At 71.8% G+C, this 19,617-nt stretch carries 18 protein-coding genes and 1 riboswitch; of the genes, 14 read left to right on the forward strand and 4 right to left on the reverse strand.

Annotated features, from left to right (window positions below):
* Nucleotides 1-2: 2 nt before the first annotated feature.
* The 4 genes from ACFVYF_RS36025 to ACFVYF_RS36040 all read left to right on the forward strand — a co-directional run bounded on the left by ACFVYF_RS36025 (nt 3) and on the right by ACFVYF_RS36040 (nt 5,799).
* On the forward strand, nt 3-1,073 hold the full coding sequence (locus tag ACFVYF_RS36025) for an ABC transporter ATP-binding protein (RefSeq protein WP_389462259.1): 1,071 nt from the start codon (nt 3-5) through the stop codon (nt 1,071-1,073).
* A 251-nt stretch (nt 1,074-1,324) separates the two neighbouring features.
* Entirely contained in the window at nt 1,325-2,806 is a 1,482-nt protein-coding gene (locus ACFVYF_RS36030) for an HAD-IA family hydrolase (RefSeq protein ID WP_389462260.1), read from the forward strand.
* A 433-nt stretch (nt 2,807-3,239) separates the two neighbouring features.
* Nucleotides 3,240-4,052, forward strand: coding sequence for a carbon-nitrogen hydrolase family protein (locus ACFVYF_RS36035; RefSeq protein WP_389462261.1), 813 nt, complete (start codon nt 3,240-3,242; stop codon nt 4,050-4,052).
* A gap of 52 nt (nt 4,053-4,104) precedes the next feature.
* Nucleotides 4,105-5,799: a flavin monoamine oxidase family protein gene (locus tag ACFVYF_RS36040; protein WP_389462262.1), complete on the forward strand. Its 1,695-nt coding sequence runs from the start codon at nt 4,105-4,107 to the stop codon at nt 5,797-5,799.
* Between the two features lie 89 nt (nt 5,800-5,888).
* Here ACFVYF_RS36040 and ACFVYF_RS36045 read toward each other — a convergent pair whose 3' ends face one another.
* Together ACFVYF_RS36045 and ACFVYF_RS36050 are read right to left on the reverse strand one after the other, a co-directional pair.
* On the reverse strand, nt 5,889-6,818 hold the full coding sequence (locus tag ACFVYF_RS36045; protein ID WP_389462263.1) for an LLM class F420-dependent oxidoreductase: 930 nt from the start codon (nt 6,816-6,818) through the stop codon (nt 5,889-5,891).
* A gap of 89 nt (nt 6,819-6,907) precedes the next feature.
* The gene (locus ACFVYF_RS36050) at nt 6,908-7,582 is read right to left on the reverse strand and encodes a DUF5995 family protein (protein WP_389462264.1); all 675 of its coding nucleotides are present in this window, start codon (nt 7,580-7,582) and stop codon (nt 6,908-6,910) included.
* A 172-nt stretch (nt 7,583-7,754) separates the two neighbouring features.
* On the opposite strand from ACFVYF_RS36050, the gene ACFVYF_RS36055 reads away from it, so the two are divergent.
* Nucleotides 7,755-8,858, forward strand: coding sequence for a glycoside hydrolase family 6 protein (locus ACFVYF_RS36055; RefSeq protein ID WP_389462293.1), 1,104 nt, complete (start codon nt 7,755-7,757; stop codon nt 8,856-8,858).
* Here the strand turns inward: ACFVYF_RS36055 and ACFVYF_RS36060 are convergent.
* The gene (locus ACFVYF_RS36060) at nt 8,840-10,249 is read right to left on the reverse strand and encodes a uracil-xanthine permease family protein (protein WP_389462294.1); all 1,410 of its coding nucleotides are present in this window, start codon (nt 10,247-10,249) and stop codon (nt 8,840-8,842) included. The genes ACFVYF_RS36055 and ACFVYF_RS36060 overlap by 19 nt on opposite strands.
* A 182-nt stretch (nt 10,250-10,431) precedes the next feature.
* On the opposite strand from ACFVYF_RS36060, the gene ACFVYF_RS36065 reads away from it, so the two are divergent.
* Both ACFVYF_RS36065 and ACFVYF_RS36070 read left to right on the forward strand, forming a co-directional pair.
* A complete protein-coding gene (locus ACFVYF_RS36065; RefSeq protein WP_389462265.1) occupies nt 10,432-11,697 on the forward strand; it encodes an alginate lyase family protein in 1,266 nt (421 codons plus the stop codon).
* 89 nt (nt 11,698-11,786) lie between these two features.
* Entirely contained in the window at nt 11,787-12,239 is a 453-nt protein-coding gene (locus ACFVYF_RS36070; protein WP_389462266.1) for an acyl-CoA thioesterase, read from the forward strand.
* Here ACFVYF_RS36070 and ACFVYF_RS36075 read toward each other — a convergent pair.
* Nucleotides 12,199-13,419 carry an MFS transporter gene (locus tag ACFVYF_RS36075; RefSeq protein WP_389462267.1) on the reverse strand — a complete coding sequence of 407 codons (1,221 nt, stop codon included), beginning with the start codon at nt 13,417-13,419 and terminating at the stop codon, nt 12,199-12,201. The genes ACFVYF_RS36070 and ACFVYF_RS36075 overlap by 41 nt on opposite strands.
* 134 nt (nt 13,420-13,553) lie before the next feature.
* Between ACFVYF_RS36075 and ACFVYF_RS36080 the strand changes: the two genes are divergently transcribed.
* The 7 genes from ACFVYF_RS36080 to hisG all read left to right on the forward strand — a co-directional run bounded on the left by ACFVYF_RS36080 (nt 13,554) and on the right by hisG (nt 19,616).
* Nucleotides 13,554-14,741 carry an ROK family transcriptional regulator gene (locus tag ACFVYF_RS36080; RefSeq protein ID WP_389462268.1) on the forward strand — a complete coding sequence of 396 codons (1,188 nt, stop codon included), beginning with the start codon at nt 13,554-13,556 and terminating at the stop codon, nt 14,739-14,741.
* A 291-nt stretch (nt 14,742-15,032) separates the two neighbouring features.
* Nucleotides 15,033-15,163, forward strand: a riboswitch (FMN riboswitch).
* A gap of 150 nt (nt 15,164-15,313) precedes the next feature.
* Entirely contained in the window at nt 15,314-15,949 is a 636-nt protein-coding gene (locus ACFVYF_RS36085; protein WP_389462269.1) for a riboflavin synthase, read from the forward strand.
* The gene (locus ACFVYF_RS36090; RefSeq protein WP_389462270.1) at nt 15,946-16,590 is read left to right on the forward strand and encodes a nicotinamide riboside transporter PnuC; all 645 of its coding nucleotides are present in this window, start codon (nt 15,946-15,948) and stop codon (nt 16,588-16,590) included. The genes ACFVYF_RS36085 and ACFVYF_RS36090 overlap by 4 nt, the downstream gene beginning before the upstream one ends.
* On the forward strand, nt 16,587-17,885 hold the full coding sequence (locus ACFVYF_RS36095) for a bifunctional 3,4-dihydroxy-2-butanone-4-phosphate synthase/GTP cyclohydrolase II (RefSeq protein ID WP_389462271.1): 1,299 nt from the start codon (nt 16,587-16,589) through the stop codon (nt 17,883-17,885). The genes ACFVYF_RS36090 and ACFVYF_RS36095 overlap by 4 nt, the downstream gene beginning before the upstream one ends.
* 29 nt (nt 17,886-17,914) lie before the next feature.
* Nucleotides 17,915-18,400, forward strand: coding sequence for a 6,7-dimethyl-8-ribityllumazine synthase (gene ribH / locus ACFVYF_RS36100; protein ID WP_121404456.1), 486 nt, complete (start codon nt 17,915-17,917; stop codon nt 18,398-18,400).
* Nucleotides 18,401-18,434: 34 nt separating this feature from the next.
* Entirely contained in the window at nt 18,435-18,707 is a 273-nt protein-coding gene (locus tag ACFVYF_RS36105) for a phosphoribosyl-ATP diphosphatase (RefSeq protein ID WP_121404457.1), read from the forward strand.
* Between the two features lie 51 nt (nt 18,708-18,758).
* Entirely contained in the window at nt 18,759-19,616 is an 858-nt protein-coding gene (gene hisG / locus ACFVYF_RS36110) for an ATP phosphoribosyltransferase (RefSeq protein WP_389462272.1), read from the forward strand.
* Nucleotide 19,617 lies beyond the last annotated feature (1 nt).

Consider the following 19,617-nt stretch of genomic DNA (forward strand, 5'->3'; position numbering starts at 1 on the left):
CCATGACCGTCACCACGCTTGAGAAGGCCGCCACCATGGCCGCAACCGTCGAATTCCGGGGCCTGCGCCGCGAGTTCGGCAGCACCGTCGCCCTCGACGGACTCGACCTGACCGTGCGGCCCGGTGAACTCCTCGCGCTGCTCGGCCCGTCCGGCTGCGGCAAGACCACCGCCCTGCGGATGCTCGCCGGGTTCGAACATCCGGACGCCGGTGAGGTGCTGGTCGACGGCGAGGACGTCACGCGCGTGCCGGCCCACCGGCGCGACGCCGGGATGGTCTTCCAGTCGTACAGCCTCTTCCCGCATCTCAGCACCCTCGACAACGTGGCGTTCGGACTGCGGATGCGCAAGGTGCGTACGGCCGAACGGCGGGCCCGTGCAGCCGAGTTGCTCGACCTCGTCGGGCTCGCGGACAAGGGCGAGAGCTTCCCGCACCAGCTCTCCGGCGGCCAGCAGCAGCGGGTCGCGCTGGCCCGCGCGCTCGCCCTGCGCCCGCGCGTGCTGCTGCTCGACGAACCGCTGTCCGCCCTGGACGCCAAGGTGCGGCTCAGCCTCCGCGAGGAGATCCGCCGCCTTCAGCAGGAACTCGGCACCACCACGCTGTTCGTGACACACGATCAGGAGGAGGCACTGTCCATGGCGGACCGGGTCGCCGTCATGCGCGGTGGCCGGCTCGAACAGTGCGCGGCGCCCGCCGAGTTGTACGGACGTCCCGCCACCGCCTTCGTCGCCGAGTTCGTGGGGACGATGAGCCGGATTCCGGGACGGCTGGACGCGGACGTCGTCGACGTACTCGGACAGCGGCTGCCGTTCGAGGGGGACGCGCCCGCCGCGGCGGAGGTGGACGTCCTCGTACGGCCCGAGGCGGTGCGGGTGCGGGCGGACGCCACGGGCGACGCGCGCGTCGTCGCGACCGCGTTCCTCGGCGCGGCCACCCGGGTGACCGTCCGGCTCGCCGACGCGACCGAGGTGAAGGCCGACCTGCCCACGCACGAGGCCGCGGCGCTCGGTGCCGGAGCCGCCGTGACCGTGAGCCTGCCGGAGCGGCCGGTGCTGGTCGCCGAGCGCACCTGAGCCCCGGGCACCGCGGCAGCCGCTGGTCGCCGAGTGCACCTGGGCCGCGGGCTCCGCACCAGCCGCTGACCGCGGGCTCCGCGGCACCCCGTGAGCGCCGGGCTCCGCAGCACCCCCACGACGACCCGCGGCAGCCGCTGGTCGCCGAGCGCACCTGGGCCGCGGGCTCCGCACCAGCCGCTGACCGCCGGGCTCCGCGGCACCCCGTGAGCGCCCGGCTCCGCAGCACCCCCACGACGAAAGAGAGCACCGTGACCGACCGCACCACCCCCCGACTCCCGCTCCAGGCCGTGCTGTTCGACATGGACGGCACGCTCGTGGACACCGAGCGACTGTGGTGGGAGGCGGTGGAGCAGGTGGCGGCCGGGCTGGGGCGCCCGCTGACGGAGGCTGACCAGCCGGACGTGCTGGGGCGCCCGGTCGAGTACACCGCTGCGTGGCTGGGCGACGGCACGGGAGCCGCGGCGGTCGACGTAGGCGCCGAACTGCACCGCCAGTTCGCGGACCGGGTCCGCGCCGGCATCGTGCCCCGCCCGGGTGCCCTGCGGCTCCTCGAGGAGCTGGCCCGCGAGGGCGTCCCCACCGCTCTCGTGACCGCGTCGCCCCGGGCCGTGGCGGACACCGTCCTGGCCGCCCTCGGCGCCGGACACTTCGCCGTCTCCGTCACCGCCGACGACACCGGGCGCACCAAGCCCGCACCGGACCCGTATCTCGCCGCCTGCCGCGCCCTCGGCGTCGACCCCGGCGCCTGCGTGGCCGTCGAGGACACCGAGACCGGCGTGGCCTCCGCCGAGGCCGCGGGCTGCGCCGTCCTCGCCGTGCCCTCGCTCGCGCCGATCGCCTCCGCGCCCGGGCGCACCGTCCTCACCAGCCTGGAGGAGGTGACCCCGGACCGGCTGCGGGCCCTGGTCACACCCCGCGAGCTGCGGGTGATGAGCTGGAACCTCTGGTACGGCGGCACGAAGGTCGACGACTTCCGCGCGAAGCAGCTCAAGGTCATCGCGGAGACCGGCGCGGACGTGGTCGGACTGCAGGAGACGTACGGCACCTCCGCGCGCGAACTCGCCGACGCCCTCGGCTGGCACCACCATCAGGCCGGCGAGAACCTCGGCATCATCAGCCGGTACCCGATCACCGCCCGTCTCGGCGACCCGGACGTCGGCTTCTACGGAGGCACCGGGGTACGGATCCGGCTCGACGGCGGCCGGGAGGTGGCCGTCTGGAGCGCTCACCTCGACTACACCCCGTACGGGCCCTACGAAGCCCGCTTCGACGGGCTTCCCGAGGCGGAGCTGATCGCCCACGAGGACGTGCGGCTGGCCCAGATGCGGGACATCCTGCGGCGGATCGCCGACTCGGCCGACGAGGCCACGCCGGTGCTGCTGACCGGCGACTTCAACACGCCCTCGCACCTGGACTGGCCGGACGTCGGGTGGCCCGTGACGAAGGCCGCCCAGGAGGCGGGACTGCGCGACTCCTATCGCGAGGCCCGGCCCGACCCGGTGCGGGATCCCGGGCACACCTGGTCGCCCGTGCACGACGAGCACGAGGACGGCAGCGGACGCCCTGAACCGCAGGACCGCATCGACTTCGTGCTGCACAACGGCAGAGGGCTGCGGGTGCTCGACTCCCGGACCTTCGTCAGCGGCTCACCGCGCGCGTGGCCCGAGGTGGCGGCCAACGACTGGCCCTCGGACCACGCGGCGGTGATCACGACGTTCGCGCTGGGGTAGCCGATTCGCGGCTGGGGACCGGACCCCTGGGCGACGTCCGGGCGCACCGACGCGACGGCGGATCCGGTCGTCCCCGCGGTGAGCGGCAGCGCGGTACCGGGCAACGCGAGCCGGGTACGCCGGGTGGGACGGTTCACGGACGGCCTTTCCGCAGGTGGAGTGGGCAATCACCATTGTTCCGCCGGCCCGCCCACGGCACATCGTGCCGAGGGCGGCGCCGGGCCTCCGCCGCCCGGCTGGGGCCCGGCTGTGACCTGCGCCTCAAGGGGAACGCGACCCCCGCCTCCGGCAGCGCAACGAATCGCCGCGCAGGGCCGGACGCACGCAACGATTCGTTCACCGGCGCGCAACGGCTCCTCCTTGTCCGGCCGAGCACGGCGACCGTACCGTCTAGGTGGCCCCCCAAACCCCTCCGTACCGGCGAGGAACACGCATGCGCACAGCCCTGCTCCAGAGCTCCGGCAGCCCCGGCTCCGTCGCCGCGAACCTCAAGGTTCTCGACGAGGCCGCCGGCCGTGCCGCCGCCGCGGGAGCGGGCCTGGTCGTGGCGCCGGAAATGTTCCTGACCGGATACGCGATCGGCGACGACATCGCCCGCCTCGCCGAGCCCGCGGACGGCGAGTCAGCGGACGCGGTCGCCGGGATCGCCTCCCGGCACGGCGTGGCGGTCGCCTACGGCTACCCCGAACGCGACGCCGGGAGCCCCGCGGCCGACGGCGTGAGTACGGTCTTCAACTCCGCGCAGCTGATCTCCGCCGACGGCACCCGTCTCGCGAACTACCGCAAGACGCACCTCTTCGGCTGCTTCGAGCGGGACCGGTTCACCCCGGGCGACCAGCCGGTCGTCCAGGCCGAGCTCGGCGGACTGCGGGTCGGCCTCATGATCTGCTACGACGTCGAGTTCCCGGAGAACGTCCGGGCGCACGCGCTGGCCGGCACCGACCTCCTCCTGGTGCCCACCGCGCAGATGCACCCCTTCCAGTTCGTCGCCGAGTCCGTCGTCCCGGTGCGGGCCTTCGAGAACCAGATGTACGTCGCCTACGTCAACCGCACCGGACCGGAGGGCGAGTTCGAGTTCGTCGGCCTCTCCACCCTGGCCGGGCCCGACGGAGTCGCCCGCGCCCGGGCGGGCCGTGGCGAGGAACTCGTCTTCGCCGACGCCGACCCCGCCTTCCTCGCGGCCTCGCGCGAGGCGAACCCGTATCTGAAGGACCGCCGCCCCGGTCTCTACGGATCGCTGGTCTGAGCAGCCCGCCGCCCTCCCCCCGAACAGCTTTCCCGCAAGGAGTCCGTACCCCATGACGTCCACGGTGCCCAACGCCGTCCAGCACGCCGATGTGCAGCAGCCGCCGATCACCATGTTCGGCCCGGACTTCCCGTACGCGTACGACGACTTCCTCGCGCACCCCGCGGGGCTCGGCCAGATACCGGCGACCGAGCACGGCACGGAGGTCGCGGTCATCGGCGGCGGCCTGTCGGGCATCGTGGCGGCCTACGAGCTGATGAAGATGGGCCTCAAGCCCGTCGTCTACGAGGCCGACCAGATCGGCGGCCGGCTGCGCACCGTCGGCTTCGACGGCTGCGACCCGTCCCTCACCGCCGAGATGGGCGCGATGCGCTTCCCGCCCTCCTCGACGGCCCTGCAGCACTACATCGACCTGGTGGGCCTGAAGACGCAGGCGTTCCCGAACCCCCTGTCCGAGGCGACCCCGTCGACCGTCGTCGACCTCAAGGGCGAGTCGCACTACGCCGAGACCATCGACGATCTGCCCGAGGTCTACCGTCAGGTCGCGGCGGCCTGGAGCGCCTGTCTGGAAGAGGGCGCCGACTTCACCGACATGAACCAGGCCATGCGCGAGCGCGACGTCCCGCGCATCCGCGAGATCTGGTCCCAGCTCGTCGAGAAGTTCGACAACCAGACCTTCTACGGCTTCCTCTGCGACTCCGAGGCCTTCAAGTCCTTCCGGCACCGCGAGATCTTCGGCCAGGTCGGCTTCGGCACCGGCGGCTGGGACACCGACTTCCCGAACTCCATCCTGGAGATCCTGCGGGTCGTCTACACCGAGGCCGACGACCACCACCGCGGCATCGTCGGCGGCTCCCAGCAGCTGCCGCTGCGCCTGTGGGAGCGCGAGCCGGAGAAGATCGTGCACTGGGCGTACGGCACGTCGCTCTCGACGCTGCACGACGGGACCCCGCGCCCGGCCGTGACCCGGCTGAACCGCACGTCCGGCAACCGGATCACCGTGACGGACGCGAACGGCGACATCCGCACGTACAAGGCGGCGATCTTCACCGCGCAGTCCTGGCTGCTGCTGTCCAAGATCGCCTGCGACGACGCGCTCTTCCCGATCGACCACTGGACGGCGATGGAGCGGACTCACTACATGGAGTCGAGCAAGCTCTTCGTGCCCGTCGACCGGCCGTTCTGGCTCGACAAGGACGAGCAGACGGGGCGCGACGTCATGTCGATGACCCTCACCGACCGTATGACGCGCGGGACTTACCTCCTGGACGACGGTCCGGACAAGCCCGCCGTCATCTGCCTCTCCTACACCTGGTGCGACGACAGCCTGAAGTGGCTGCCGCTGTCCGCGAACGAGCGGATGGAGGTCATGCTGAAGTCGCTCGGCGAGATCTATCCGAAGGTCGACATCAGGAAGCACATCATCGGCAACCCGGTGACCGTCTCCTGGGAGAACGAGCCCTACTTCATGGGCGCGTTCAAGGCCAACCTGCCCGGCCACTACCGCTACCAGCGGCGCCTGTTCACGCACTTCATGCAGGATGCCCTGCCCGAGGACAAGCGCGGTATCTACCTCGCAGGCGACGACATCTCCTGGACGGCCGGCTGGGCCGAGGGCGCCGTGCAGACCGCGCTGAACGCGGTCTGGGGCGTCATGCACCAGCTGGGCGGGACGACCGACCCGACCAACCCCGGGCCCGGCGACGTCTACGACGAGATCGCGCCGGTGGAACTGCCCGAGGACTGACGCGCCGGGGGAGCCGTGCTGCGGCTCCCCGGCCTCGGCCGGCCACGCCTTGAGTGGCCGTCCTGTCTGCTGCCGAGCGGCCTCCCGGCTCAGACCCCCGCCGCCCGCGCCGCCGTGTACACCGCCGCGGCCACGTCCTTGAGCTCCCCGGCGTCGCGTGTCCCGCCCTGGAGGTCGAGGAGGATCTCGTCGAGGCCGATCTCGGCGTGCGCGGCCAGATCCGTCACGATCTGCTCGACGTTGCCCTGGAACGGCTGCCGGTTCGCGCCGGTGTGGGCCTGCGCGGTGTACTCCGCGTTGGCCCGCAGCACCGTGCGCAGCGGTTCCGTACGGCCGCGCTCGGCCGCCAGCTCCTGCAACTCCCGCCACTGCTCCGCCACTTGGGCGGCGCTCCTGCCGACCGGCAGCCAGCCGTCCGCGTGGTCGACGAGCCGTCGCCGGGCCCTCTTCGAGCTCGCCGCGAGCAGGATCGGGATCGGCCGCGCGGGCTTGGGCCCCACCGCCGCCGAGGCGATGCGGGTGACCTTGCCGTCGTAGACCACCGGGTCGGGGCCCCAGACCGCGCGGCACACCTCGATCACCTCGTCCAGCGCCTGGCCGCGCTCCTCGAAGGGCCGGACCGAGGCCGCCGCGTACTCGTCCAGCGACCAGCCGGTGCCGAGCCCCGCGACGACCCGGCCGCCGCTCGCCGCGTCCAGCGTGGCGAGGGACTTGGCGAGCTGGAAGGGGACATGCAGCGGAGCGACGAGCACGCTCGTGCCGAGCGCGGCGCGCTCGGTGGCCGCCGCGGCGAGGGTCAGGGTCACCAGGGGATCGGCGACGCCTCGGTACCGCTCGGGCCAGGGCAGGCCCTCGATGCCGTACAGCCCCTGGGTGGTGGGCTCCGGGAACAGGGCCCGCTCGAACACCCACAGGCTCTCGAAGCCGATCCGCTCGGCCGCGCGTGCCACATCGGGCACGTCCCGTCCGAGGTCGTACTGCCGCATCTGGGGGAGGCCAAGGCCGAGGCGCGTCGCCATGATGTGTCCGCTCCTTCGTATCCGGATGTGCCTACCGATCAACGTTCCGCGATCGGCGGGCAGTTCCGGTTGGTGCGGAATTGGCCGGATCAGTCCGGCAGCGGGGTGAGCAGCATCCGGCCCGCGAGGCCCACGGCGGCGTCGAGACGGTGGCCGAACTCCTCGGCGAGATCCGGCAGTCCGCGAAGGGCCCACAGCGCCCGGGCGGCCGACCAGGTGGCGTCGCGGGCCCGCTCCAGACTCCACGAGCCGAGCAGATGGGTGAGCGGATCGGCGATCTGGAGGAGATCGGGACCCGGCATCAGATCTTCGCGGATGCGCTCCTCCAGCGAGACGAGGAGATCGCCCACGCGGTCGAACTCGTCCTCCAGATCGGCCGGTTCGCAGCAGAGCGTACGACAGGCGTCCACGACGGCGAGCGCCAGATCGTGGCCGATGTGCGCATTGATGCCCGCGAGCGCGAACTGCAGCGGCCGTACGCCGGGATGGCGGCGGAACTGGAACAGCGGCCGCCAGCAGGCGGGCGGACACCCCTGCTCGGCCACCCGCAGATAGCGCTGCGCGAACCGTACGTCCAGCGTGGCCGCGGCCTCGGGGTTGGCGAAGTGGCCCGCGTCCAGTCGCCGCGCGACCTCTTCGGTGACGGCGAGGTAGACGCGGTTGAAGACGGCGATCCCGTCCCGCTCGGGGAGGTCCGCGTCAAGGGCCCGCATCCGGAGGATGACCGTGTCCACGGGGGTGGTGAACTGTTCCAACTGCGCCATGGGGGCAGCGTCCCAGTCCTAGGCTTGCCGCAGTGCCGCCGGGCCGGACGCTTCCCCAGAACGGGGGAATGGTGCTCGCCGGGGGAGTGGGGGAACTGCTGTGCCAGGTTCGCGCGCCCAGCGCCTGGCCGCCCGCAAGGCCGAGCGCGGGCGGGTCGCCCGACGTGGCGCGATGGCCGCCGCGGCCTCGGTCGTGGTGGCGGTCGGCACGGTGACGGGCATGATGTCCGCGCTCGACGACGGGCGCCCCTCCGACGAGGCCGGGCCCCGGGTGACCCGTTCGCCGAGCCTTCAGCCGTTGCCCGCCGTCCCGGCTCCCTCGCCCGTGACCGGCTCGGCCTCGCCGTCCCCGTCGAAGTCCTCGGCCCGGCCGAGCCCGAAGTCCGCCGGGAAGAAACCGGGGAACGCCGTGGCCGCCCCTCTCTACCGCCATCCCGACTCCCAGGTGCTCGACTGGGTACGGGCCCACCCGGACGATCCCCGGCGGGCGGTCATCGCCTCCCGGATAGCCGGCCGCCCGGCCGCGGTCTGGTTCGCGGACTTCTCACCGGCGACCGTCACCGCGCGGGTCAGGGCGGTGACGAGGGGCGCGGCGGCTGCGGGCAGGGTGCCGGTCGTCGTGCCGTACAGCATCCCGCTGCGCGACTGCGGGGGCGCCTCGGAGGGCGGGGCGCCGGACCTCGCGGCCTACGACGGCTGGATCGACGCGTTCGCCGCGGGCCTCGGCTCCGGCGAGGTCATCGTGATCCTCGAGCCGGACTCGATCGCCCAGTCCGCGTGTCTGTCCGGGACCCAACAGGCCGACCGCTTCGCCTCGCTGGCCCGCGCGGGCCGCGTCCTCAAGGCGGCGAACCCGAGGGCCAGGGTCTACTACGACGCCGGCCACTCGGACTGGAACACGGCCGCCGCACAGGCTTCGCTGCTGGCCCGCGCCGGCGCCCGCTCGGCCGCCTCCTCCGACGGCATCTTCACCAACGTGTCCAACTTTCACCGTACGAGCGCGGAGGTCGCGTACGCCCGGCAGGTGCTGTCCGCCCTCGGCGGCCCCGCGAGCCTGGGCGCCGTCATCGACACCAGCCGCAACGGCAACGGCGCCCCGGCCGACGGCGAGTGGTGCGATCCGGACGGCCGGAAGATCGGACGGCCGCCTACGCCGGTGACGGGCGAGGCGCGGATCGACGCCTATCTGTGGGTGAAGCTGCCGGGTGAGTCCGACGGGTGCAAGGGCACGCCGGGGACCTTCTCCGCGGAGTACGCCTACGAGCTGGCGCGCTGACCGGAGCCGTCGCCGGCGTCGCCCTCGTCGTACGTCGACGTTCCCGAATCGAGCAGTGGTTCCTGTGACTTGAGGTGGGGCGGGGCCATGGCCCGCAGCGCGTGATAGCCGATGATCACGACGAGCGTGCCGAGCGCGATGCCGCTCAGCGAGAAGGTGTCCGTGAACTTCATGGTGACGTTGCCGACGCCGATGATGATGCCCGCGGCGGCCGGCACCAGGTTCAGCGGATTGCGCAGGTCCACCCGGGCGTTGAGCCAGATCTGGGCGCCGAGCAGGCCGATCATGCCGTACAGGATGACGGTGATGCCGCCGAGGACGCCGCCGGGGATCGCGGCCACGATCGCGCCGAACTTGGGGCACAGGCCGAACAGCAGCGCGAAGCCGGCGGCGGCCCAGTACGCGGCGGTGGAGTAGACACGGGTCGCGGCCATCACGCCGATGTTCTCGGAGTACGTGGTGTTGGGCGGGCCGCCGACCGCCGTGGAGAGCATCGAGGCGACGCCGTCCGCGGAGATGGCGGTGCCGAGCTTGTCGTCGAGCGGGTCGCCGGTCATCTCGCCGACCGCCTTCACATGGCCCGCGTTCTCCGCCACCAGGGCGATGACGACCGGCAGGGCGACCAGGATCGCCGACCACTGGAAGCTCGGGCCGTGGAAGGACGGCAGCCCGACCCAGTCCGCCCTGCCGACGCCGGAGAGGTCCAGCCGCCAGTGGTCGGTGAGCTTGCCGCTCGCGTCGGTCGAGTGGATCCGGCCGAACAGCCGGTCGAACGCCCAGGAGATGCCGTATCCGAAGACCAGGCCGAGGAAGATCGCGATCCGTGACCAGAAACCCCGCAGACACACCACGGCCAAACCGGTGAACGACATGACGAGCAGCGCCGTCCACTGGTCCTGCGGCCAGTAGGTGGAGGCGGTCACCGGCGCCAGATTGAAGCCGATCAGCATGACGACCGCGCCGGTCACGATCGGCGGCATGGCCGCGTGGATGATCCGCGCGCCGAACCGCTGGACGGCGAGTCCCACCAGGAACAGCACGACGGCGACCACGAAGACGGCACCCGTCACGGTCGCGCTGGTGCCGCCCTGGGCGCGGATCACCGCGGCGACGCCCACGAAGGACAGGGAGCAGCCGAGGTAGCTGGGCACCCGGCCGCGGGTCGCGAGCAGGAAGATGACCGTCGCGATGCCGGACATCATGATCGCGAGGTTGGGGTCCAGGCCCATCAGGACGGGGGCGACGAAGGACGCGCCGAACATGGCCACCACGTGCTGGGCGCCGAGCCCGGCCGTGCGGGGCCACGACAGCCGTTCGTCGGGGCGGACAACCGCTCCGGGCGCGGGCGTGCGCCCGTCACCGTGCAGCTTCCAGCGCACGCCGAGGTCCATGGTGTGGTGTCGCTTTCCTAGTACGTGAAGATCGACGTCTTCTTGGTGCTCGAAGATCACCGTCATGCTAATGCGACGCATCCGTGAATCCCTGCCGGAGGCATTGTCACGGGTAGCTGGCAGCTCTACGCTCGCACGGTCCTACTCATGAACTCGGTTCATATATCTGATGGGAGTGCTGGATGAGAGCGAGATCCCGTCTGGGCGTCCTCCTGGCCGCCGTGGCCACGCTCGCGGGCGCGGTGGTCCCCGTCGCCGCGGCGCACGCGGCGCCCAAGTCCCCCGACACCGCCGTCCTGGACGGCGCGCGCCTGCAGCAGACGAAACTCCGCCTGGACCACGGGGATCCCCAACTCACCCGCACACTGAAGAACTTGACGGCCCGTGCCGACAACTGGCTGACGCAGGGCCCCTGGACGGTCGTCGACAAGCCGAAGCCGGCCCCCGGCGGCGACGTCCACGACTACCTCAGCCAGGCCCCCTACTGGTGGCCCTCGCAGCCGAAGACCGCGGACAATCCCTGGGGTTGCCCCTACGTCCAGCGCGACGGCCAGCGCAATCCCGAGGTCGACACCGGCACCGACCGCCAGGACGTGGAGAAGGTCTTCGACTCCACCTACGACCTCTCGCTGGCCTGGTACTACACGGGCAGGAAGCAGTACGCCGAGAAGGCCGCCACCGTCCTGCGCACCTGGTTCCTCGCCCCCGGCACCCGGATGAACCCGAACCTGGACCACGGGCAGTTCATCCCCTGCAAGTACGACGGCAGGGCCATCGGCATCATCGACTTCTCGCAGTCCTACACCAGCGTCCTGGACGCCATCGCGATCCTGAACACCGGTGCTCCCGGCTGGTCGAAGAGCGACCGTACGGCGATGCTCGACTGGAACAGCGACTTCCGGGACTGGCTCAAGGACAGCTCCTTCGGCAAGGAGGAAGGTGCCGCCCAGAACAACCACGGCACCTTCTACGACATGCTGCTCGCCGGCCTGGCGTACGCGACCGGCGACCGTGACCTGGCGCGGCGGACCGTCCTCGACGCGCGCGCCAGGCGCATCAACCCGCAGATCGCCGCGGACGGCAGCCAGCCGCAGGAACTCGCCCGCACCCGCAGCTGGCACTACTCCACCTTCGACCTCGTCGCCTACACCCGGCTCGCGGACATCGGCCGTCACGTCGGCGTGAACCTCTGGTCGTACCGGGGGCCGGACGGCCAGAGCCTGTTCAAGGCGGTCGACTATCTGCTGCCCGCCGCGACGGGGGCCGAGCCGTGGCCGTATCCGGAGCTGGAGTTCCACCGGTTCGCGGCCAGTGACGTGGTGCACGCGGCCGCCGACGCGGGGGACCGGGCCGCCCGGGCCGCGGTGCCGAAGCTGCAGACACCGCCCGGCGGCGACCTGTGGGCGCTGCGCCCGGCCGCCGAGCAGCTCGACTCGATCGCGGGCTGACCTGCGTCCTCCCTGACAGGGGCTCCTGAGCGGCTGCTTAGGATGGGGTGCCCCCACCGTCCCGTCCGGCACCCTCAGGAGCCCCGCCCGTGACCGCCGAAGCACCACCCGCACTCGCCCACGGCCGGCTCGTCCCCGTCACCGTCCACTTCGACGACCTGGACGCGCTCGGCCTGCTCCACAACGCCCGTTACCCCGTGCTGGTGGAGCGTGCCTGGACCGCGCTGTGGCGCGAGCGCGGCTTCGGTTTCGACGGTGACTGGGAGGCCGCGGGCGACTTCTGCAACGCCGTCAAGGAGCTGCGGATCAGCTATGAGACGCCGGTCGACCGGCCGGGGACGTACGCCGTCCACCTCTGGCTGGAGCGGCTCGGGAACACCGGACTGACGTACGGCTTCCGGTTCTGCTCGGCCGACGGCGCCGTGACCTTCGCGCACGGCAGCCGGGTGCTCGTCCGGCTCGACGCCGGGACGCTGCGCCCCAGGCCGTGGAGCGAACCGTTCAGGGCTGTCGGCCGGGAACTGATGCGGGCGCCGGCCTGACCTTCGGACGGTTGCGGTCGCCCGCGCGCAGCACCCCCGCGAAGACGGCCAGACCGCCCGCCAGGACCGTGACCAGCCCGAACGACACCATCAGGCTCGTCGCCTGGGCCAGCGTGCCGATCGCGCCCGGCGCCACCAGACCCGAGGTGTACGTGATGGTGGCGACGCCCGCGATGGCCTGGCTCGGGTTCGGACCGCTGCGCCCCGCCGCGGCGAACGCCAGCGGTACGACGACCGCGATACCGAGGCCCATCAGGGCGAACCCGGCCATCGCCGTCACCGGATTCCCGGCGAACACCACCAGCAGACCGCCGAGGCCGGCGAGAACGCCTCCGACCCGTACGGTGCGGACGGCGCCGAAGCGGTCCACCACCCGGTCACCCGCGAACCGCGCGATCGCCATGGTGAGCGTGAAGCCGGTCGTGCACGCCGCGGCGAGACCGGCCGACGCGTCCAGCCGGTCGCGCAGATAGACGGCCGACCAGTCCAGGCTCGCGCCCTCCGCGAACACCGCGCAGAACCCGACCGCACCGATGAGCAGCGCGGACTTCGGTGGCCGCGCGAACCGCGGCGGCGGTTCCTCGTCCTCCAGGGGCTTCAGGTCGAGCACCCACTGGCACGCGATCAGGCCGAGCACGGTCAGTACCGCGGCCGCCAGCACGTGGTGCAGGCGGGCGTCCGCACCCAGGTGGGCGGCGAGCGTGCCGGCCGCGGAGCCGACCAGGGCTCCCGCGCTCCACATGCCGTGCAGCCCGGACATGATCGACCTGTCGAGCCGGTTCTCGACCTCGACGCCCAGCGCGTTCATCGCCACGTCCGACATGCCCGCCGTGGCGCCGTAGGTGAACAGGGCCAGGCACAGCGTGTACAGGTTCGGCGCGAGGGACGGCAGGACCAGGGAGAGGGTCCACAGCGCGAGCAGGCCGCGCAGCGCCGTCCGGGCGCCGAAGGTGTGGGTGATCCGGCCGGCGAGGGGCATCGCCACGGACGCGCCGATCGCCGGGAAGGCGAGCGCGATGCCGAGCTGGCCCGCCCCGATCGAGGCGTGGTCCTGGATCCACGGCACGCGGGTCGCGAAGGAGCCGGTGACCGCGCCGTGCACCGCGAACACAGCGGCCACCGCGTACCGCGCTCGCTTCAACTCGCGCCTGCCACAGACCACTTCGACCACTTCACCCATGGTGCCGCCATCCCTCCCGTCCGTCTTCCCCGCACTGCCGACGTAAACTATCAGGAACCCTGCCTGATAAATAGTGGATTGCCAGGCCGCCGGGGGGGCGGGCCCCGGCGGCACCGATCTGGAAGGATCCCGGCATGCCCGCATCCCCGAGCACCGCCCGGGCCATCAACGACCGGCTCGCCCTGCGTCTGCTCCAGCAGGAGGGCCCCTTGACGGCAGGGCAGCTCAAGCAGCTCACCGGCCTGTCCCGGCCCTCCGTCGCCGACCTCGTCGAACGCCTGACGGCCGCCGGCCTGATCGAGGTCGTGGGCGAGTCGGGGGAGCAACGGCGCGGCCCCAACGCGCGGTTGTACGGGATCGTCGCCGACCGGGCGCACCTGGCGGCCCTCGACGTCCGCACCGAGGGCGTCACCGTCGTGGTGTCGGACCTCCTCGGGGTGGAACTGGCCCGGGCCTCCGTGCCGATCACCGACGACACGGGCACGGGACCGGCCGTCGAGCAGGCGGTCGCGCTGGTCGAGCGCGTCGCCAAGGAGGCGGGGGCGGAGCGGCTGCACACGGTCGGCGTCGGAGCACCCGGCCTCATCGACCCGGCGACCGGCGAACTGCGCGACTCCACCGGACTGCCCGAGTGGCACCGCCGGCTGGTCGCGGCCCTCCAGGAGCGCCTCCCGGCCCGCGTCCTGGTGGAGAACGAGACGAACCTCGCCGCCCTCGCCGAACAGCGCGACGGCGCCGCCCGCGACCGCGCCACCTTCGTCCTGCTCTGGCTCGGCCACGGCACCGGCGCCGCCGTCGTCCTCGACGGAGCCCTGCGCCGCGGCGCCTCCGGCGGCACCGGCGAGATCGGTTTCCTCCCGGTCCCGGGCACCGCGACCCTGCCCTCGGCCACGGACTGCGAGGGCGGTTTCCACTCCCTGGGCGGCGCCGCCGCGATCGCGTCACTCGCCGCGGAGTACGGCATCCGGGCCCAGGCGGACCCGTACGAGCCGCACGCGGCGGCGCTGGTCCGGGCGGCCGTGGCGGCCCCCGGCGCACCGGACGCGGCCCGGTTCCTCGACGCGCTGGCCGACCGGCTCGCCATCGGCGCCGCGTCCGTCATCGCCGTACTGGATCCCGGCTGTGTGGTCCTCGGCGGCGAGATCGGACGGGCGGGCGGGGACCCGCTCGCGGCGCTCGTCGCGCAGCGGCTGGTGCGGATGTCGCCGCTGCCGACCGAGGTCAGGGCGAGCGAACTCGGCGGTGGCGCGGTGCTGCGCGGCGCTCTGCTGACCGCTCGCGACGGTGCCCAGGACGACCTGTTCGCGCCGCGTTCGCGGTAGCGCCGGCGTCTTCGGGTCCGCTGGTGAAGGCCCGGCGGCGGGGCAAGGGCCTCCGTCACCGCCGCCGGGCCGGTCGTGGGGGTGAGCTCAACGAGTAGTGATCGCAGACCCTAAGAGGACTAGACCATACAGGTCAATAGGTATGGACCAATATCAAGCCCGAGGCGGTGCGCGGAAGTTGGCGACCGCGGGGAGGCGCAGAAGTCCATCGAGACGCTCTGTGAGCCAGCCCACAGACGTTCACCTGTATGGGCCACAACAGGGCGTGGCACACTGGCCCTGTACCAGAAGCAGCGCACTCCGGGGTCGGTGTAATTCCGAACCGGCGGTTACAGTCCGCGACCCGGCCGCATCCAGTGGCCGGTTGACCAGGTGAAATTCCTGGACCGACGGTGAAAGTCCGGATGGGAGGCAGTGCGCGGCGGGCGGGCATCATGCACGCCGTCGTAGTAGGTCTGTTCCTTGCGGACAGACTTCCGTCCGGCGTCGCCCCTGATGTCGTTGCCCGTTGATTCTGTCGTCATCGACAGGCCCCGGAGTCCGTGCCCCTATGTGGCAGGAGGACCCGGGAAGTGTTCACCGGAATCGTCGAAGAGCTGGGCGAGATCACCGCCGTCGAGAACCTCGGCGACGCCTCCCGCTTCAGGCTCCGCGGACCCGTCGTCACCGAAGGCGCCCAGCACGGCGACTCCATCGCGGTCAACGGCGTCTGTCTGACGGTCGTGGAGCACGAGGGCGACGAGTTCACCGCCGACGTCATGGCGGAGACCCTGGACCGCTCCAGCCTCGGTGTCCTGTCCGTCGGCTCCCGCGTCAACCTGGAGCGCCCCACCGCGGTGGGCGCGCGCCTCGGTGGGCACATCGTCCAGGGCCATGTCGACGGCACGGGCGCGGTCCTCGAGCGCAAGCCGTCCGAGAACTGGGAGCTCGTGAAGATCTCCCTCCCCGCGGACCTGGCCCGCTATGTGGTCGAGAAGGGCTCCATCACGGTCGACGGCATCAGCCTCACCGTGGTCGACGCGGGCCCCGACTTCTTCACCGTCAGTCTCATCCCGACCACCCTCGCGCTGACCACGCTCGGCCTCAAGCAGCCCGGCGACCCGGTCAACCTCGAGGTCGACATCATCGCCAAGTACGTCGAGCGGCTGCTCGGCGCGCGGGCGGAGCAGCCGGCCGGGCTGCCCGGCACCCAGGGGGCGGCGCAGTGAACTGGCTCAACTCCGAGGCCTTCACGCTCTTCGGCCAGCACATCAAGTGGTCCGACATGATCGGCAACACGATCGGTCTGATCGCCCTCGCGCTCGGCTGGCGCCGCTCCATATGGACCTGGCCCGCCCAGTTCCTGTCCGGCGTCATCCTGCTGGCCGCGTTCGCCACGGCCCATCTGTCCGGCAGCGCCGGCAAGCAGCTCGTGGTCATCGTCATCGCCCTGTGGGGCTGGTGGCAGTGGAACCGCGGCAAGGGCCAGGCGCAGGACGGCTCCATCGCCGTACGGTTCGCCACCTGGCGCGAGCGGGCCTGGCTGGCCGGCGGCGCCGCGCTCGGCACCCTCGCGGTCGGCGGCCTGTTCACCGCCTACCCGACCCTCTCCTGGGACCCGTGGCCGGACGCGTACATCTTCGTCGGCACGATCGTCGCCATGTACGCCCAGGCCCGCGGCATGGTCGAGTTCTGGTTCGCCTGGCTGCTGGTCGACCTGGTGGGCGTCCCGCTCAACTTCGCCAACGGCTTCGCCTTCTCCGGTTTCGTCTACGTCCTCTACGGCGCGCTCGTCCTGTGGGGCATGCGCGACTGGTGGCTGCGCTCCCGTCGGAGTTCGCAGCCCGCTCTGGAAGGAGTCCCGGCATGACTACGGCGCCGGTTTGGTACAGCACGGGCCATGACGAAGACGCTTCGGACTTCGCGCTCGACCCGGTCGAGCAGGCCATCGCCGACATCGCGGCCGGCCGCCCGGTCGTGGTCGTCGACGACGAGGACCGGGAGAACGAGGGCGACCTCGTCATCGCCGCCGAGAAGGCGACCCCCGAGATCGTCGCCTTCATGATGAGCGAGTGCCGCGGACTGATCTGCGCGCCCATGGAGGGCGACGAACTGGACCGCCTCCAGCTCCCGCAGATGGTCGACCACAACACCGAGTCGATGAAGACGGCCTTCACCGTCTCCGTCGACGCGAGCGGCGCGCACGGGGTGACCACCGGCATCTCCGCCGCCGACCGCGCCACCACCCTCCAGCTGCTGGCCGACGGCCGGGCCGCCGCGGGCGACTTCGTGCGCCCCGGACACGTCTTCCCGCTGCGCGCCAGGGCCGGCGGCGTCCTGGTCCGCAACGGCCACACCGAGGCCGCCGTCGACCTCGCCCGGCTCGCCGGCCTGCGGCCCGCGGGAGCGATCGTTGAGATCGCCGGCGAGGACGGCCACATGCTGCGGCTGCCCGAGCTGATCCCGTTCGCCCGCAAGCACGGCCTGACGATCATCTCCATCGAGGACCTGATCACCTACCGCCGCACCGCCGAGCCCACCGTGCGCCGTGAGGCCGAGGTGCAACTGCCCACGGCCTTCGGCGAGTTCACGGCCTTCGGCTACCGCTCCACCGTCGACGGCGTGGAGCACGTCGCCCTCGTGCACGGCGACATCGGCGACGGCGAGGACGTCCTCGTCCGCGTCCACTCCGAGTGCCTCACCGGCGACGTCTTCCACTCGCTGCGCTGCGACTGCGGCCCCCAGCTGGAGACTTCGCTGCGCGCCATCCAGGCCGAGGGCCGCGGAGTCGTCGTCTATCTGCGCGGCCACGAGGGGCGCGGCATCGGCCTGCTGTCCAAGCTGCGCGCGTACGAGCTCCAGGAGCGCGGCCGCGACACCCTCGACGCCAACCTGGAGCTGGGCCTGCCCGCCGACGCCCGGGACTACGCGGCCGGCGCCCAGATCCTGGAGGATCTCGGCGTCCACAGCCTGCGCCTGATGACCAACAACCCCGAGAAGACCGACGCCCTGGTCCGGCACGGGCTCAAGGTCACCCGCCGGGAGCCGATGCCCGTACAGGCGGGCGAGCACAACCTCCGCTACCTGCGCACCAAGCGGGACCGGATGGGGCACGACCTGCCCTGGCTGGACACGGCCCCCGTGTCCACCTGCGGCAACCAGTAAGAGCACGAAGCAAAGCACTGAGGAGAGACGTGAGCGGCAAGGGTGCACCTGAACTGTCCGTACGCAACTGCGGCGACCTGCGCGTCGCGGTCATCGCGGCACAGTGGCACGAAAAGGTGATGGACGGCCTCGTCGACGGCGCGCTGCGCGCCCTGCACGAGCTGGGGATCGACGAGCCGACCCTGCTGCGGGTTCCCGGCAGCTTCGAACTCCCGGTCGTCGCGAAGGTGCTGGCCGGCCGCGGCTACGACGCGATCGTCGCGCTCGGCGTCGTGATCCGCGGCGGGACCCCGCACTTCGAGTACGTGTGCCAGGGCGTGACCCAGGGACTCACCCAGGTCTCCATCGACACCGGCGTCCCCGTCGGCTTCGGCGTGCTGACCTGTGACACCGAGGAACAGGCCCTCGACCGCGCGGGCATCGAGGGCTCCCGGGAGGACAAGGGGCACGAGGCCGTGACCGCCGCCGTGGCGACCGCGGCCACACTGCGCTCAGTATCCGAACCCTGGCGCTGAGGCACCGGCCCGTACGCGTAGGGTAGGCAGCACCATGTCCAAGAAGACTTTCGAGGAGCTCTTCACCGAGCTCCAGCACAAGGCCGCCAGCGGCGACCCCGCCACCTCCCGCACCGCAGAACTGGTCGGCAAGGGGGTCCATGCCATCGGCAAGAAGGTCGTCGAAGAGGCCGCCGAGGTCTGGATGGCCGCCGAGTACGAGGGCAAGGAAGCCGCCGCCGAGGAGATCTCGCAGCTGCTCTACCACGTCCAGGTGATGATGGTCGCCCGCGGCATCACCCTCGACGACGTCTACGCCCACCTCTGAGCCGTACCTCCCCCTCCCGCACCGTACGAACGAACGAAGGAAGCCGACCTCATGCTGCGCATCGCCGTCCCCAACAAGGGTTCCCTGTCAGGCCCCGCGGGGGAGATGCTGCATGAGGCCGGCTACCAGCAGCGCCGGGAGTCCAAGGAACTGCGCATCGTCGACCCGGTCAACGAGGTCGAGTTCTTCTACCTCCGCCCCCGCGACATCGCCATCTACGTCTCCTCCGGCCGGCTCGACATCGGCATCACGGGCCGCGACCTGCTCATCGACTCCGGGGCCAGCGCGGAGGAGATCCTCCCGCTCGGCTTCGCCCGCTCCACCTTCCGCTTCGCCACCAAGCCCGGCACGGCCAAGAGCGTCGAGGACCTGGCCGGCATGACCGTCGCCACCTCGTACGAGGGCATCGTCGACAAGTACCTCGCCGACAAGGGCGTCGACGCCTCCGTCGTGCACCTCGACGGCGCCGTCGAGACCGCCATCGAGCTCGGCGTCGCCGAGGTCATCGCGGACGTCGTCGAGACCGGCACCTCGCTGCGCAACGCGGGCCTGGAGGTCTTCGGCGACCCGATCATGAAGTCCGAGGCCGTCGTCATCCGCCGGGTCGGAGCCGAGCCCGACGACAGCGCCGAGTCGAAGGTGCAGCAGTTCCTGCGCCGTCTGCAGGGCGTCCTGGTCGCACGGACGTACGTGATGATGGACTACGACTGCCGCGCCGAGCACCTGGAGCAGGCCGTCGGGCTCACTCCGGGCCTGGAGTCGCCGACCATCTCGCCCCTGCACAACGAGGGCTGGGTCGCCGTCCGCGCCATGGTCCCCGCCAAGGACGCCCAGCGGATCATGGACGACCTGTACGCCCTCGGCGCGCGGGCCATCCTGACCACGGCGATCCACGCCTGCCGCCTCTGAC

This window comes from Streptomyces sp. NPDC058274, from assembly GCF_042881375.1.
Taxonomy (GTDB): domain Bacteria; phylum Actinomycetota; class Actinomycetes; order Streptomycetales; family Streptomycetaceae; genus Streptomyces.